Genomic DNA, 16,431 nt, shown 5'->3' on the forward strand with positions numbered 1-16,431 from the left:
ATTCAAACGGCATCCAAAGTCCGTTTAACAAAGGGCTTGCTTGTCCATGTTTTCGGAAGATTTTCTGCATGCCTTTTTAAATACATATTCTTTTTCTAAAGACACATTCTCAAATCTTAACTGGCATTAATTATTCTTTTTTTGCACTTTCTTTATACCTTCTATAGAAATTTAATATATAAAATTAAATTTACAAAAGATTTTTAAGAAACTCTTGAGAAGGATTAAAAGTTATATTTTTTGTTACAAATTCTTTTGCACTATTCGCTTCCCAATAAGACTCTTTTAGTAGAAGAAAGTTTTTATAGGCAAGAACAGCTTTCATACCTTCGAATTCTTTATGTTGATTTAAAATATCAACAGCAAAATCTAATAAAGGATTATATAAGTGTGAAAAACTTGAATTTGAATTAAAAACATTTTTTACATCTACTTTATTTTTCTTAAGTAAATCCCAAACAGCTTGCCTAATTTTTTTGGTTTTGGCAAGAGCATGAAAGAAAGCAATGGGGGCTAAAGTATGTTCAAACGGTTGAGCATCTATATGACGTATTTCAAGAAAATCTCTCAATCTCAAATGAGGAAATAACGTACCCAAATGGGTTTCCCAACTTGTTATATCTGGAAAAATGCCTTTATATCCATTTTTTAACCAATTTTCAAAAGTGAGTTCATTATATAAGGGCTGATCTTTTATAGACAATCCTTCCACATAAAATACGTTTGCTTTACGTGCCCATTCCGCATAAGCACATTCCGAATTTTCTGCAAAAGGCATATTTATTGGAATACCAGAACGAGTGGGATCCATTTGATTCCAAATTTCTTGTCTTTCCGAATAAAATTTACTTTTTTTACCTTTTAAAAAACGAGAATTGGCAAACAAATTTTGTGTGATTGGAACTAAAACTAAAATAAGATCAACCGCATCTTGCCAATTTTCATCTCCAAAAATATCTAAATTTGCTTGAACGGTAGCACTATGTCTCATCATATCAACACCGCGCACCTGAGGAGCCGATTCAAAGTAACGAGTCATGATTTGATAACGTTCTTTAGGAAGTACTAAAGGATGATCTTCTGCTGCAATAGGATTTGTTCCATGCGATAAAAAAACAAGTTCGCCATCGGAAGCTTCTTCTAAAATTTTTAATCCTTTTGTAACGTTTTCAATTAAATCAGATAATCTTTCGTAAGGCGCCGATGAAAACTCAATTTGTCCACCTGGTTCTGCACTGATATTTCCACCTTGTTTAAAAAAAACATCTGTAATTAAAGATGATGATTCATCATATTTAATTTTAATAGGAGTAGATATTTCAGCTACACGTTTTAATAATATTTGCACATCCATTTTTGAACCATTTGTTCCAATGGGAGCCAGGGTATTTGAATCATAGGCGTGCATTTCCATTTCTAGCCCAATTTTTTCGTTACCTTCTCTTGTTCCTTTAATAGGCTGTGTCCATACTCGGGAACATATATTTTCATTCATTAAAGCTTTTTGATTTAGCATTGCTCAGGCTCCATAAAAAGGGCAATTGGAGCCTCATCTTATTTTTTTTGTGTGACGGGATCAAGTTGTAAAGCGAAATCTGATACCCCTTCCGAGCGAAGAGCATCCATTGCAATAACTACAGAATTATAAAGAGCACTTTTATCAGCACTAATCATAGCAACAATTTTCGCCTTAGTTTGAGTGGCATCACGCGCCGCTAATTTTAATTGATCTATTGTTACCATTTTTCCATCAAGCATAAATTCGCCATCTTTATTAATAGAAATATTGAACGTTTTTTGATTTTGTAATTGCTCGGCTGTAACTGCTTTTGGTAATTCGAGTTTCATACCTTTATTTACAATAAAATGTGCTGTTACCATAAATATAACTAACAAAACTAAAACAACATCCACAAATGGAGTAATATTTATGTCAACAATGGGTTCATCACCACCACCAATTTTACCAGCCATTTTTTAGCCCCCTTTTCTTTGATTAGAGCCTAAATGGGTCATTACAATTCTTGAAGTGGCATCACTATTAGCCATTTTCTTTTTAATCGCACGATTGAAAAAGTTAAAAGAAACAACAGCAGGAATAGCAACTAAAATTCCAAGTGCTGTCGCAACAAGTGCTTCAGAAATGGACGCCATAATGACTTCAGGACCAGGAGCAGCAGCTGTTGATAAAGCATGAAAGGCTTCAATAATACCAATAATAGTTCCAAATAATCCTAGAAAAGGGGTGTTACTTCCTAAAGTACCAAGAATAACAGTTCCTCTTTCTAATCTTGTTTTAGCCGCAATCATAGTTGCATTCATAGATTCTTCTGCTGCTTTTAAATTATCTTTACTACGCTCTAAACCTACAGCAGCAACATTAGCCTCAAGCATTTTTTGCCCAGAACACCATGCAGATGTTTGCTCAATTGGCTCTGAAGAATTTAATCGTTCCGTTAAATTTTTAATAAACTCAGCAAAATCACCTTTCATTTTTTGAAAAAAGATAATACGATCAATAATAATTGCTACGTTTATAACACTACAAACAATTAACAAATACATTACCCATTGCGGACCCGTTGCAAGAGCAAATTTAGAAAATTCTTGGGTAAGATTCATATAAACTCTCCATTTTAAAACAAACTAAGTGCTAAATTCCAGGTTTTCATAAATACCATACAAATGCTCTTTTGCTCTTGGCAATGAAGGACGAGCTAGAGCTTGTTCTACATCATCAACATAATGTTCTTTTCGAACTCCACATAAAACACTTGTGACTCCAGGATACCAAGCTAACGTTGAAACTACAATTTGGGATAAAGTTGCATCGTCGTAACCCAATACATCTGCTAATTGTTCTTTAGCAAGACGCTCCAAATCGGAAGCTAATTTTGACCAATTTTCAAGTCCTAGTTTCATACCTGCATCTAATTTATTCATTTCTTCTTTGTTTACTTGCGGTCTTGTTAATCTTATGAGCCCGTCATTAAACATGGCATTAAAAGGTCTATTTAGCATAACCCCAATGTCATTCTTTTGAGCATAGGAAAGAGTGGATTCTCCTAGATCTTCTATGTCATAAAATGCTGGTGAAACTTCTATCCAGTTCATTGGAAATTGAACCACTTTAAAATTTGGATTTTCAGATATGGATTTTGCGACTTCATGAACTTTTTTAATAGATACAGAAGAATATTCTTCTTGAGGAGCCCCTAAATTATTTGAACTAATTCCATATGCTTTTATTTTTCCTTCAGAAACTAATTTTTCGAGTGCAATAAAACTTTCTTTTAAGCGACTATAAAATAAAGTTCTTGCTTCTTGAACATCCATGCCATCAAGTTCAAATCTTTTTAACATATATTCAGGGTTATGAAGTAAGTAAACATCAATTGTTTCAAGGCCTAATCGACTACAAGAACGTTCAATTTGATCAAAAATAAAATCGGGATGAATACAATGCCATGTTTCTTCTCCAAATTTACTGATTTCTTGAAATCCGTTACCTTGTAATTCTCTGGATTTTGCTAATTCAATATTTGAAGCTTGAATATAGCCAACTTTCGAAACAACAACAATATTTTCTCTTTTAATAATATTTTCATTTATTAATTTCGTAATTGTTTTTCCAATTAACATTTCAGATTGCCCATGTCCATAATTAGAACTGGAATCAATTAAATTTAATCCTTTTCGAAGAGCACTTTCAAGGGCATTTACACAATCTGGAAATCCTAAATTTTTAGAAAAACCAATGCGATAAGAACCAAATCCAACAGGTGTTACGCTAGGCCCTCCATTGTAAAGAACTCTTCTTCTCGATTCAAAAACTCTACCTAATGAATGGCTTGAAGGTTTTGTCCCTTGAGACGTAGCAAACCCAATATGAGTTGTCATAAAATATTACCTTTCTAGTTTCCTTGATTTAAGCCATGCATTGGAGATACCCTCGATGCTTTCCACGCGGGATATAATGCTCCAATAAAGGATAAAAAAATTGATGTAAAAAATGCAAAAATAATGAGTTGAATATCGATATGAACTGGAATTTTTTCAAGGTAATAAAACTTTTGAAAATCGCCTAAATAAATACCTGAAAATATTTTCAATATGATAAGTCCACAGATTACACCTAAAGAAGATCCAAATATTCCTAAAACAATTCCAGAATAAACAAAAGTGCTAATTACTAAAGATTTTTTTGCACCTAATGCTCTTAATAATGCGATTTGTTTTGCTCTATCCATTACAGTTAAACTTAATGTAACAATAATATTAAATCCCGCTACAAATGAAATAATGAGAACAATCAATTGAATTGCGGTTCCGTCTCTTTCAATTTGCTCAAAAAGTCCTGTATGAAGTTGTTGCCATGAAATGACATTATAAGGAATTTCTAAATTTAATTTTTTGGAAATCATTAATGCTTGATCTGGGTTTTTCATACTAATTTCAATTCCACTAGCCCAATTATGAGAACCAAATAGTTTAATTCCGTCATCAAAATTCATAAACACTTGTTTTTTATCAATTTCAGAAAGTCCAGTATCAATAATACCTGTTACATATAATTTATTATAACGAACACCCAAAGTATTTCTCTCCGTGCCAAACGTCATTAAGGTTACAGTGTTACCTATCTTTGCATCTAAATTTTCAGCTAATTCTTTTCCTAAAATAACATGAGGCAAGTTTTCTGGTTTATTTCCTTCATCTAATGTGTTTCTTTTCTTATCTATAAGTTTACTAGAAACATCTAAAGTCTGAAGTGCATTTTTAGGATGCATATATGGATTTAAATTCGACGCAGAAGAAGATTTTGTTCCTTCTATTGCCTTAATATAAACTGCAGAAGTTTGCCTTCCTAAGCCCATTATAGATTCTTGATAGATAAAGTTACTCATTGAATTTAAAGGAACATTTATTAATTTTTTTAATTCTTTTTGAAATTCATTCGGATTATTAATACCTGAAGAAGAATAAATCATTAAATTAGGGTTAACAGATGAAATGATATTTTTTATTTCGGATTGAAAACTATTTAAAACTGTAATCACCACTAAAAAAGCAGCAACACCAAATGATATTCCTACAATAGAAACTAAAGAAGTAAAGCTCAAAACTTTTGAGTTTTTTTTGCAAATAAAATTAAGTGCAAGCCTAAATAAAAGATTCACTTCCATTAACCTCATTTTGTAAATAAAACATCATAACACCAAAAAACTTCATAAGATATTTTGGAGCATTTCCCAAACGATGGTTTACCATATTCTTTTGTTTCTTAAAGAGGCTGCTTTCAAAAAGATATTTACTACTTTCTTGTTACGAGGTCTTGACAAAGGTTTCACTGGATAAATCTTAAAATGATAGGAGTTGCCAAATACTTCTCTCTAAAATTTAACATTTTAGAACTCCCTAAATTTCAAGGAGATAATCAACATGGCCTTAAATCTGACTCACCGCGCTCAAAATGCTATCAATGAAGCGCATACAATAGCAAAAAAAAAATGGCAACCCTGAACTTACGCCAGCTCATATTCTTCAAGTCATTTTTACGGAAGAAGAAGAAATCATCCGTATGACTTGCCAGCATCTAGGTTTAAAAATACCAACAATATCAAATGAATTAAAAAAAATTGTCGATCTCCTTCCCAAGGTTTCTGGAGGAAATGAGCCTACAAGTGGACCTTTTTTATCCTCTTATATGGAATCTATCGATAAATTTAAAAAAGAAATGCAAGATGAGTTTATCTCTATTGAGCATTTTTTAATTGCGGCACCTACCTGTAAACAGCCTTCGGTAGCCAATTTATTTTCAAAATATAATTTAGACACAAATACCCTTCAAAAAGCAATTTTAACCATAAGAGGCAACAATAAAGTGACTGACCAGAGCCCAGAAAATAAATTAGGTGTTCTTGATAAATACGCTCGTGATTTAACCAAACTCGCAGAAGAAAATAAACTTGACCCTGTTATTGGACGCGATAGCGAAGTCCGTCGTGTGATCCAAATTTTATCACGTCGTACTAAAAACAATCCTATTTTAATTGGGGAACCAGGCGTAGGTAAAACAGCTATAGCCGAAGGTTTAGCACAACGTATTATTCGTGGTGACGTGCCTGAAACCCTAAAAAATAGAAAGCTTTTGAGTTTAGACATTTCTGCTATGGTTGCCGGAGCAAAATTTAGAGGTGAATTTGAAGAACGCTTAAAAGCTGTTTTAAAAGCTGTTCAAGATGCTGCTGGAAAAATAATTCTTTTTATCGACGAAATTCACACGATGGTAAAAGCCGGTGGCGGCGAAGGATCCATGGATGCAGGTAATATGCTCAAACCAGCTCTTGCACGCGGTGAATTGCGTTGTATCGGTGCAACAACTCTAGACGAATACCGCATTATTGAAAAAGACACCGCTTTGGAACGTCGATTCCAACCTGTCATGGTCAATCCGCCAAGTGTTGAAGATACCGTTACTATTTTACGAGGCTTAAAAGAGCGCTACGAAATTCACCATGGAATCCGAATTAAAGACAACGCTTTACTTGCTGCTGCTACGTTATCTGACAGATATATTACGGATAGATTTTTACCAGATAAAGCCATTGACCTTATTGATGAGGCTTCCAGTAGATTAAAAATTCAGTTGGATAGCGTCCCTGAAAAAATTGATACCATTGATCGTAAAATTTCATCCTACAAAATTGAACTTGTTGTTCTCTCTAAAGAAACAGATTATCAAGCCCTTGGAAGAAAAACGGATATTGAAAATCAATTGCGAGATCTTGAAACAGAAGCTAAAAAACTTCGTGAAAAATGGCAATTGGCTAAGGGAAGTGTGAATGAAATTAATAAACTCAAAAAAGATTTAGAACAAGCTCGAGTCAAAATGGAAGATTTTGAAAGAAGAGCAGACTACGCTCGTGCTAGTGAAATCAAATTTGGGGAAATGCCAAGACTTCAAGAAAGACTTCGCAATTTAACTCAAAATTCATCTGAAAATCCAGACTTAAAACAGGATGAAAGTTCTGTTTACTTAAAAGAAGAGGTTGATGCAGAAGACATTGCTACCGTTGTTTCAACTTGGACAGGAATCCCATTAAATAAATTGTTTTCTGCAGAGCGCCAACGTTTATTAAAATTAGAAGACGAACTCCGCGAAACTGTTGTTGGACAGGATCACGCCCTTCGTTCTGTTGCCAATGCCATTCGTCTTACTCGAAGTGGACTTAAGGATCCAAATAAACCAATGGGATCTTTCCTCTTTTTAGGACCTACTGGTGTTGGTAAAACAGAAACGGCTAAAGCACTTGCTAAAAGTTTATTTGATACAGAAAAGTCTATGATTCGCATAGATATGTCTGAATATATGGAACAACATTCCGTATCCAGATTAATTGGTGCCCCTCCAGGCTATGTTGGATTTGAAGATGGCGGGCAACTCACCGAAGCAGTGCGCCGTAAACCTTATACTGTTGTGCTATTTGATGAAATTGAAAAAGCGCATCCAAAAGTATTAAACGTTCTTCTTCAAATGCTAGACGATGGCCGCTTAACCGATGGTCAAGGAAGAACCATTAATTTTCAAAACTGTATCGTTATTATGACCAGTAATATTGGTGCTCATCGAATTCTGGAAGCACCCGTAGACCAACGTAACAATGAGCAATTAAAACAAGCCGTCATGGAAGAATTGCTGACACACATGCGTCCTGAGTTATTAAACCGAATCGATGAAACTGTTATTTTTAATGCACTTGGTGAAGATGTCATTGAAAGAATTGTAAGCATTCAAATCGGTAGACTCAACAATAGACTCTTTGCACAGCAACATATGAACCTAGAAGTTGATCCTGCGGTTGTTACAACAATTGCACAAGAGGGCTGGGATGTGAATTTTGGTGCTCGGCCTTTAAAACGCGCTCTTCAAGATCTCATTGAAGTTCCGCTTTCCATGGAACTTCTTGAAGGTAAGTTTGCAGAAGGTGATATCATTCAAGCAAAACAAGATCAAAATAATATTATTACATTTTCTAAAAAATGAATAATTTATTTCTATTTTTACTGTTTCCTTATAATTAAAATTATAAGGAAACTTTATTTTATAATTATTTATAATATCTTTACTCAATAAAATATTTTTTTTTAAAAAGCTACATTTTAAATAGCCTATTGAATACCAATTTATTCTTTCAATTTAAAAAAATAATCATTACAAAATAATCATTGCAAAAATAAAAGTTTAACAATATAAATTCGAAAACACAATATGGAGTAAAAATATGAAAAATAATATTCAAAATAAACTGATATTTGCATGTCTATTTTCTTTGATATTTTCAAACTGTGGAAAAAAACAGAAAATATAAAAAATAATAATAAAAATATTGAAGATAATTCAACAGAAATAAATTATAAAAATACGGAAATCCTAGATTTAAATAATTATCAACAACAATATGAAAAAAATAAAACAATAATCATTGATAATGAAAAAGATGAAAATTTTGAAAAACATAAGTTTATAATGGAAAATTTAGGAGGACTTAGTTTTCAAGGAAATTTAATCCTAATTAAAAAAATGCAAGAGGGTCCAAAATATATTGTATTTCAAGAAAAACCTTCAAAAAAAGAGCTTAATAAATATTTAAAAAAATTAAATAAAAAATCATATAAAACAAATTCTACCATTGTCAGAAATGATACAGGAATTTCGGAAACTTTTGAAATATCTTCCGCAACAGTTTCCTTGGTGAAAAAAAACATTTCTTGTCCTATGAAAGTATTTTCAAATGACGAGGAAACAAAAGATTATTGTAATGGAAATGCTTCTCTTGAATTAAATTATAAAATAGATATGTCTGGCTCTAAAGCAACTATGAAAGAAGATCCTAAAACGGGATTAATGATAAAAACTGATAATGCTAAATATATTCTTTTAACAGTGTCTCCAGAAGAAGAAGGAGGTACAGGATGGCATATTGCCAAAGAGATTAATCAAGGATTTAATCGTTGGAATATTTTATTAACGAAAAGAGATTTTGTAGGACCATACGCCAATAAATATAATTTTTGGATTAAAAATAATACGAACAACAGAGATGTTCATTTAGTTGAAACATTTCCTCAAAATACAAACCCAGGAGCATCTATTACAAAAACCAATGGAATGACAGTAGGTATCTCAGGAGGGTTAAATGCAGGAACATCAAACGCACACCCCTATGCTGTTGTAAATTTAGGCGCTTCTATTCAAGTTTCGGATTCAAGAAATGTTTCTTATGTTACCCAAGAATATACCGTAGAAAATGCCAGCTATAATAATATTGCAAGTTGGATCTGGGACTCAAAAGTAAATGATAAAATATGCGATTATATCTCCAGAAAAAGTTTTAATTCCTGTCATTATACGGAAGCAATATGGAAAAAAAGTTGGACGGCAAATAAAAATAAATTCTCTGCTATAAGTCACAAATCTTTTACGCCTACTTTTCAAGCTATCTATAAGACAAATAAAAATAATGTCGGAAAATCAAATTTTGAAATGGGAACAAATGCAGAAACAGGAGTTATTTTAGGAAAAAAAACTTCACTGGGATTTATGTCATATGTAAGTATTGAAACAGATAATTATAAAACACGAGATATTACTCAAAACTTTGCAGTCGATTGGAGTTCTCCCTATTTTGCAGCAGAACAAAATATTAGACTACAAAATATGTCAGATACTCAAAATACAAAATGCATTCTTGCACAAAAAAATAAAATCGTAACAGAATCGGAATGTGATGAAAGTAGAGGACAAATTTGGGGATACGATAACGAAGAAAAACAATTCAAAACAAGAATTGAAAATGATTTTTGTTTATCAGTCAACCAAGATAACTTTATCGAAGTAAATTCATGCAATATGAACAACAGTCAAAAATGGATTTTGAATAAAGATGGATATATCCAATTAAATTCTATAAGCAATAAGGTTATTGGAATAAATTTGAATAAAAGATATATTCTTGTTGATCAAAACTCAAATAATGCAATTAAATTTGAAGCTTATAAAGCTTTTTTGTAATAATTTAAATCTAAATTTAAACAGTTTTTAATACAGGAAAAAGCAAGAATATCATTTGCATCAATTATTGGAATAATATTTTTCCCAATTTTATTATCTAATAATAATGATAATTCAGAAAAATCTGAGACAATACTATCACAATTATTTTCTTCACAATGCGTATAAATATTTTTCCATATTTTTTTAGAATGATTTGATAGTCCTGTTTGTTTGGTTGATATGACTAGTTCATTTACTAAAATTTGCAAAGTTTCATCATAAAAATAAGAAACTCCTATAGGACTCAATTCATTCTGATAAAAACTATGATTCATTATTGCATCATTTATTAACAAAGCTGGCTTTTTATAATCGTTTGAAATTAATTTTGCAACTTCAGTTGCCATGTTAATAATTGGGGCTTTAATTAAACTCGAAATATAATCAATATAATAACAAGAATTACTACCTATAACTAAAAAACAATCAAAATTTGCGTGATTATAATTTTCTAACAATATTTTTATAGAATTTTTTGTTTCTATTTCATTTATTTTCTTATTAAAATTAATATTATTTGATAAAGTAAAAAAAACAAAATTAGGAAAATAAAATTCTTTATTATGGCTATTAAAACTTCGAGAAAAATAAGTAATTTTCTCTAAAAATGAAATTAAAATCTGAGGTCCCGATAGAGTTAAAACTCCTATTACTAATTGAGATTGCATTTTAATATCCCCTTATTTTAATTTAAAATTCCCAGCGAATGGATATTGGTAAAATTTTTGTTTCTATTAAATTTTTTGCTATATTTCCACCAACCATATCTATAGTATATGAATAAATAAATTCAATATTTGGCGAATAAATTAAATGTTCTTTTATTTTCATTCCGTATAAAAATCGAGTTGCAATATTTATACCCGCTTTTTTAGTCATAAGAGTTGTTGAGTTATTTACCGTATTTTGAATGATATCATATTCATAGGCAACTCTAAAAAAGAATTCAAATAAATCCTCATCATTAAATTTTGGATAAATAAAAATATAAGGCCCTATTAAAAAGTTAGACTCTAAAGTTTCATTTAAATAATTACCTTCTCCAAGAGTTTTTTGGCTACTGTTTACTAAAGTATAAAGCCCTAATTCCAATTTTTTATGAAACTCTCTACCAAATAAAAGAGAACCTTCTGTAGATGAATTATATGGATTTAAAGCAATATTTGGGCGAATATTTATATCATTTAATTGAAAACAAAATCCAAAAGCCGGTCTGCCTGTGAATATTTGATAAGTTTTTCCAGAACTCTTTGAATTATCAGATAATATTAATTGATAATCATAAAGAAATCCATCAATTTGCATATAATTACATGTAGATGGAGGAGTCATTGATTCTGCATATATACAAAAATTTACCATTAAAAATATGCATAAACTAAAAATATTTTTCATTTTATTCCTAAAAATGTTTAGGCACTCCTTTTTAAAAAAAGAAGCTCATTGGTAGATTTTTTTAATTCTCTCATATATGTGTATGTAAAAGCAATCCCATATTTTTGGGATAATGCATTTATATCAAAGTTTATAGGAGTGAGTTTCTATGGAAACAACCCAAATTATGAAATCTCCAAATGGAAAGTATTCTTTTACTTTTGAAGAAATTATTGCAGATTACCGTTTAGCAATCCGAAGTCGATTTGCAAGTTTACTAGGCAGAAAAGAAGTCCTGACTGGAAAAGCAAGCTTTGGTATTTTTGGTGATGGTGTTGAACTTTCACAAATAGCAGCAGCAAGAGCTTTTCAATATGGAGATTTCAGAACGGGTTATTACAGAGATCAAACTTTTGAAATGTATCTTGGTAATGTTAATGTAACACAGTTTTTTTCTCAATTATATGCTGATCCTGATATTAAAAACGATCCTCATTCTGGCGGAAGACAAATGAACTCTCACTTTGGGGTTCGTTTATTAGATGAAAATGGAATGTTTAAAAATCAATTGAATATGAAAAATTCAATATCAGACATTTCTCCTACTGCTGGACAAATGAGTCGCATGTTAGGACTTGCTTATGCATCAAAACTTTATCGCAATGAAAAATCTTTAGAGAAAATATCATCAAATTTTTCAAAAAACGGTAATGAAATTGTTTTTGGTTCCATCGGAGATGCATCTACATCGGAAGGCGTCTTTTTTGAAACAATGAATGCCGCCGGAGTTTTACAAGTCCCTTTACTCATGTCAATTTGGGATAATGGATACGGTATTTCTGTTCCAAGAAGCTTACAAACTGTAAATAACTCAATATCAAAAGCGTTATCCGGTTTTCAATCCGATAAAGAAGGAACAGGAATAGATATATATCAAGTTGAAGGTTGGGATTATTTAAAACTTTGTGAAGTTTATTTAGACTCCTCTAAAAAAGTAAGACAAAAACACAAACCCGCATTAATTCATGTTATCGATATTACACAGCCCCAAGGACATTCCACCAGTGGCAGCCATGAACGCTATAAATCTAAAGAAAGACTTGACTGGGAAAAAGAGTATTGCTGTATAAAAAAATTTCGTGATTGGATTGTCAAATCAAAAATTGCTTCACTACATAAATTAAATGATATTGATGAAGAAGAACGAATTCATGTTGAAAAATCGAGGGTTCAAGCCTGGGAATTATTAATGAATCCAATTAAAAAAGAATTTGACGATGCCTTGTCTCTTTTAAATAAAGTTTTAAAAAACACAAAACAAATTAATAAAATTCAAAATTGCATTTTTAATATTGAAAATTCTGTTACTTCAAATCGCAGAGTTTTACATTCCAATTTATTTAAAGCCATTGTTTCTTTATCCAATGAAGAATCTCATGAAAAAACATTATTATTAAATTTTTATTCTGATTTTTCAAAAAAATATGCACAATTATACGAAAATAAACTCTATAGCGAATCAAAAGAATCTCCTCTTCATATTCCAAAAATAGATCCTATTTATTCAAACGACTCAGAATCCGTTGACGGAAGAATTGTTCTTCAAAAATGTTTTGATCAATTATTTTTAAATAATCCTAAATTTTTTGTCATTGGAGAAGATGTTGGAAAATTAGGAGATGTTAACTTAGTATTTGAAGGTTTGAATGCAAAATATGGAGATCTTCGAGTCACCGACACAGGAATTCGTGAAGCTACCATATTAGGTCAGGGCATTGGCACTGCTATCAGAGGCTTGCGTCCTTTGGTCGATATTCAGTATTTAGATTATTTTCTTTATTGCTTACAAACCGCATCAGACGATCTTGCCACATTACATTATCGAACAGCAGGAGGACAAAAAGCTCCCGTTATCATTCGAACCAAAGGTCATCGACTTGAAGGTATTTGGCACACAGGATCTCCCTTATCTATGATATTAGGCTCCGTAAGAGGCATGTATATTTGTGTTCCCCGAAATATGACTCAAGCAGCAGGAATATATAATACTTTATTTCAATCCGACAACCCTGCTTTGGTGATTGAGGTCTTAAACGCCTATCGTCTTAAAGAAAAAGTTCCAGACAATTTAAGTCAATTTACGGTTTGCTTAGGGCATCCTGAAATTCTAAAACAAGGTAACGATATTACTGTGGTAACCTATGGTGCTTGCTGCAAAGTAGCAAACGATGCTGCTATAGAGCTTGAAAAAATAGGAATTTCCGTTGAAGTTATTGATGTTCAAACACTCATTCCATTTGATTTAACTTCCACCATTTTAGAATCTATTAAAAAAACAAATGCCGTATTATTTTTTGATGAAGATTTGCCTGGAGGAACGAGTGCTTACATGATGCAGCAAACCATTGAAAAAAATAAAGCATTTCATTACCTTGACTGTATGCCTAGAACGTTATCCGCAAAAGAAAATCGCTGTGCCTATGGAAGAGATGGAGATTATTATTGCAAACCCCAAATAGAGCATATGGTTGAAACCTGTTATCGCATTATGCAAGAAAGAGAACCTAAAAAATATATTGAATTATTTCCTATGAATAAAAAAGTACAGGGTGCTATGTCCTTAAAAAATGAAGAAAACACACCATATAAAGAGCAACAAGAGTTATTTTAATATCCATATCTTACACCTATACTATTCATTTTATTTAGCAAAATATAAAACTTCATATAAATATGAATAAAAATAATCCTATTATATAAATATATTTTATTTAAATATAGATATATTAACTAATGAAAAAAATAAATTGCAATAATTCACATAATTATACTTATTTATAAATTAATTTATTAATTATAATCTAAAAATAAATATTAATATTTTATTTTTAATTAAATAAAAAATTTAATAAGAGACAGAATTTAAGTTGTTACATAAGAAATATAAATAATTCAATTAAAACAACAATGCCGTTTTGACAAATTTTAATAAAGCTATACTTTTATATTATTATTACATATGAATTAAAATTATATTAAATATTTATTGACTATTTAAAAATAATTACTTAACAAGAATAACTGTTTTTTTTGGTTATGGTTTTTAATTAAAGGATGTATTTATTATGAAAATATCAAATAAATTATTATCGATTTCTTGTATTTCAGCATTAACAAGCGTATCCACTTTTGCAAATGAAACAAATATTACAAATTATAATACAGAAGTGAACTATTATAATGTTGCCGTAAATTTTGTTTTTGGAACGGCTTTTTTAGCAAATGTTTGTTTAAATAACGATTGTAATTCAGCTCAAGGAGCATTCACTCAAAAGGTTTTAAGTGCTAAAAAAGGTGATTCTATTTGTGTAAGCGTAATTGGTGGAATTAATCATGGTGGAATAATTAGATCTAATTATAAATTTGTAAAATTAGATAACGAACCCTCTGAAATTAATTTTTGGGGTACATTTATGAATCCTAAATTTAATTTCTCTTCAGAAACTTTATCTTATGCAATGAATAATGTTACTTGGGGCAAAGGCCCTTGCGATTTTAATTAAAAATCGATAATTAAAGCAATATGATTAAATATTTTTAAAAAGGAATTCTAAATATCATTAAATAAAAAAATACTAGCTTCATTTTTCTCATTAACAAGCATTTCAGCATTTGCAGTTGAGCCTGAGCAAAAAAATGATGCGAATTTTACTCTAAATTTCTTATTTTTAAATGCAGGAACTCCAGCTTTTGATTTTACAGTTTGCTCAAGAAATGGCTGTACACCTTCTGCACTTAGTGATGGTGACAAATTTATAGATAAATTAAAAAAAGGTGATAGTGTTTGTGTTTCTCAATTAGGATACACTTTTTTTTACACAGGAAGATATGACTACTTCTTTAAAATTAATAGTGACGGTAAAACTACAATTGATTTTATCTCTTCAAACCTGAATGCAGGTGGAAATTTGCCTATATACAAAGTTACTGAAGGTGATTCTTATTTAGCTCACACACAATATACAAATGGAGTTCTTCCTTGTGCAAACTGGGATTTTACGAAATAATTGAACTGTTAAATTAAAAATTACTTTTTATTAAGTATATTTTGTAAAATATTACAGATTATACTTTTTTAATAATTAAAAATTATTTAGATTATGTATAAATAACTTTAAATAACCTTTGACTATTTAAATAATTTTAATTAATAAGAGTAGCTATTTATTTGGTTATGGTGTTTTATCAAAAGGATGTTTTTAATATGAAATTATTAAATAAATTATTAGTTATATTTCCCATTTTATCTTTAGTATGTTTATCTGCAACTGCAAGTAATAATATTTCCAGCTATTCAAATTCTTTAGCAGAAAATGATACGAATGTTTCTGTTAATTTTGTTTGGGGAACTGGATTTTTAGGTAGTGTTTGTACTAAAAATGGTTGCTCAGGACTTAAAGGTGTTACAGGAAATTTTTTATTAAACCTTTCTGAAGGTGATAAAGTTTGCGTTAGCATCAATGGAGGAATAAATCCCTTTTATGGTATCGTAAGATCTGAATTCATTTTTAATGTGATAAATCCTGCAGTTCAATCTGAAATTAATTTTTGGGGCGTATTTTGGTCTCCAACTTTTAATTTTACAACTGACTCCATTTTATATGTAAAAAATCAGCTTAGTTGGGGTAAACTACCTTGTTATGAGTTTGACTTTTCTAATACAAAATAATTTTTATTAAATCTATTTTAATTTGATATATTTAATAATTTATTTTAAAAAAACCTTGTCTTTAAATATTAAAATGAGTTTATATTATATGAAATTATTGAATAAAATAATGATGCCAGTTAAGAGTTGAGAATGTGTTTTTAGAAAAAGAATATGTACTTAAAAAGGCATGCAGAAAATCTTCCGAAAACATGGACAAGCAAGCCCTTTG

The 16,431-nt window shown here is 30.5% G+C and carries 13 protein-coding genes; 5 read left to right on the plus strand and 8 right to left on the minus strand.

Translation table 11 applies throughout. The features are described 5' to 3' along the window. Positions 1-190 precede the first annotated feature (190 nt). The 5 genes from ACIQ56_RS06545 to ACIQ56_RS06565 are packed head-to-tail and all read right to left on the minus strand — an operon-like array spanning position 191 to position 5,180. Positions 191-1,516, minus strand: coding sequence for a glutamate-cysteine ligase family protein (locus tag ACIQ56_RS06545; RefSeq protein ID WP_397600266.1), 1,326 nt, complete (start codon positions 1,514-1,516; stop codon positions 191-193). A 38-nt stretch (positions 1,517-1,554) separates the two neighbouring features. Beyond that, positions 1,555-1,974, minus strand: a complete 420-nt coding sequence (locus ACIQ56_RS06550; protein WP_397600267.1) for an ExbD/TolR family protein — start codon at positions 1,972-1,974, stop codon at positions 1,555-1,557. Between the two features lie 3 nt (positions 1,975-1,977). After that, the gene (locus ACIQ56_RS06555) at positions 1,978-2,622 is read right to left on the minus strand and encodes a MotA/TolQ/ExbB proton channel family protein (RefSeq protein WP_397600268.1); all 645 of its coding nucleotides are present in this window, start codon (positions 2,620-2,622) and stop codon (positions 1,978-1,980) included. Between the two features lie 24 nt (positions 2,623-2,646). Then, a complete protein-coding gene (locus tag ACIQ56_RS06560) occupies positions 2,647-3,900 on the minus strand; it encodes an aldo/keto reductase (protein WP_397600269.1) in 1,254 nt (417 codons plus the stop codon). A gap of 14 nt (positions 3,901-3,914) precedes the next feature. Next, entirely contained in the window at positions 3,915-5,180 is a 1,266-nt protein-coding gene (locus ACIQ56_RS06565) for an ABC transporter permease (RefSeq protein WP_397600270.1), read from the minus strand. Positions 5,181-5,581: 401 nt separating this feature from the next. On the opposite strand from ACIQ56_RS06565, the gene ACIQ56_RS06570 reads away from it, so the two are divergent. Together ACIQ56_RS06570 and ACIQ56_RS06575 are read left to right on the plus strand one after the other, a co-directional pair. Further along, positions 5,582-8,047, plus strand: coding sequence for an ATP-dependent Clp protease ATP-binding subunit (locus ACIQ56_RS06570; protein ID WP_397600271.1), 2,466 nt, complete (start codon positions 5,582-5,584; stop codon positions 8,045-8,047). Positions 8,048-8,320: 273 nt separating this feature from the next. Continuing rightward, positions 8,321-10,075 carry a leukocidin family pore-forming toxin gene (locus ACIQ56_RS06575; protein WP_397600272.1) on the plus strand — a complete coding sequence of 585 codons (1,755 nt, stop codon included), beginning with the start codon at positions 8,321-8,323 and terminating at the stop codon, positions 10,073-10,075. Here the strand turns inward: ACIQ56_RS06575 and ACIQ56_RS06580 are convergent. Then, entirely contained in the window at positions 10,057-10,785 is a 729-nt protein-coding gene (locus ACIQ56_RS06580) for a hypothetical protein (protein WP_397600273.1), read from the minus strand. The genes ACIQ56_RS06575 and ACIQ56_RS06580 overlap by 19 nt on opposite strands. Positions 10,786-10,807: 22 nt before the next feature. Beyond that, positions 10,808-11,512, minus strand: coding sequence for a hypothetical protein (locus ACIQ56_RS06585; protein ID WP_397600274.1), 705 nt, complete (start codon positions 11,510-11,512; stop codon positions 10,808-10,810). Between the two features lie 148 nt (positions 11,513-11,660). Here ACIQ56_RS06585 and ACIQ56_RS06590 point away from each other — a divergent pair, with 148 nt between their 5' ends. Together ACIQ56_RS06590 and ACIQ56_RS06595 are read left to right on the plus strand one after the other, a co-directional pair. Then, positions 11,661-14,162 (plus strand): thiamine pyrophosphate-dependent enzyme, encoded by a 2,502-nt coding sequence (locus ACIQ56_RS06590; protein ID WP_397600275.1) that lies wholly within the window; start codon positions 11,661-11,663, stop codon positions 14,160-14,162. A gap of 454 nt (positions 14,163-14,616) precedes the next feature. Then, positions 14,617-15,054 carry a hypothetical protein gene (locus ACIQ56_RS06595; protein WP_397600276.1) on the plus strand — a complete coding sequence of 146 codons (438 nt, stop codon included), beginning with the start codon at positions 14,617-14,619 and terminating at the stop codon, positions 15,052-15,054. Positions 15,055-15,101: 47 nt separating this feature from the next. Here the strand turns inward: ACIQ56_RS06595 and ACIQ56_RS06600 are convergent, their stop codons facing one another. After that, entirely contained in the window at positions 15,102-15,302 is a 201-nt protein-coding gene (locus ACIQ56_RS06600; protein ID WP_397600277.1) for a hypothetical protein, read from the minus strand. A gap of 453 nt (positions 15,303-15,755) precedes the next feature. Between ACIQ56_RS06600 and ACIQ56_RS06605 the strand changes: the two genes are divergently transcribed. Next, the gene (locus tag ACIQ56_RS06605) at positions 15,756-16,220 is read left to right on the plus strand and encodes a hypothetical protein (protein WP_397600278.1); all 465 of its coding nucleotides are present in this window, start codon (positions 15,756-15,758) and stop codon (positions 16,218-16,220) included. The last annotated feature ends 211 nt before the right edge of the window (positions 16,221-16,431 follow it).

The sequence above is a fragment of the Silvanigrella sp. genome (assembly GCF_044369315.1).
In the GTDB taxonomy this organism is placed as follows: Bacteria; Bdellovibrionota_B; Oligoflexia; order Silvanigrellales; family Silvanigrellaceae; genus Silvanigrella.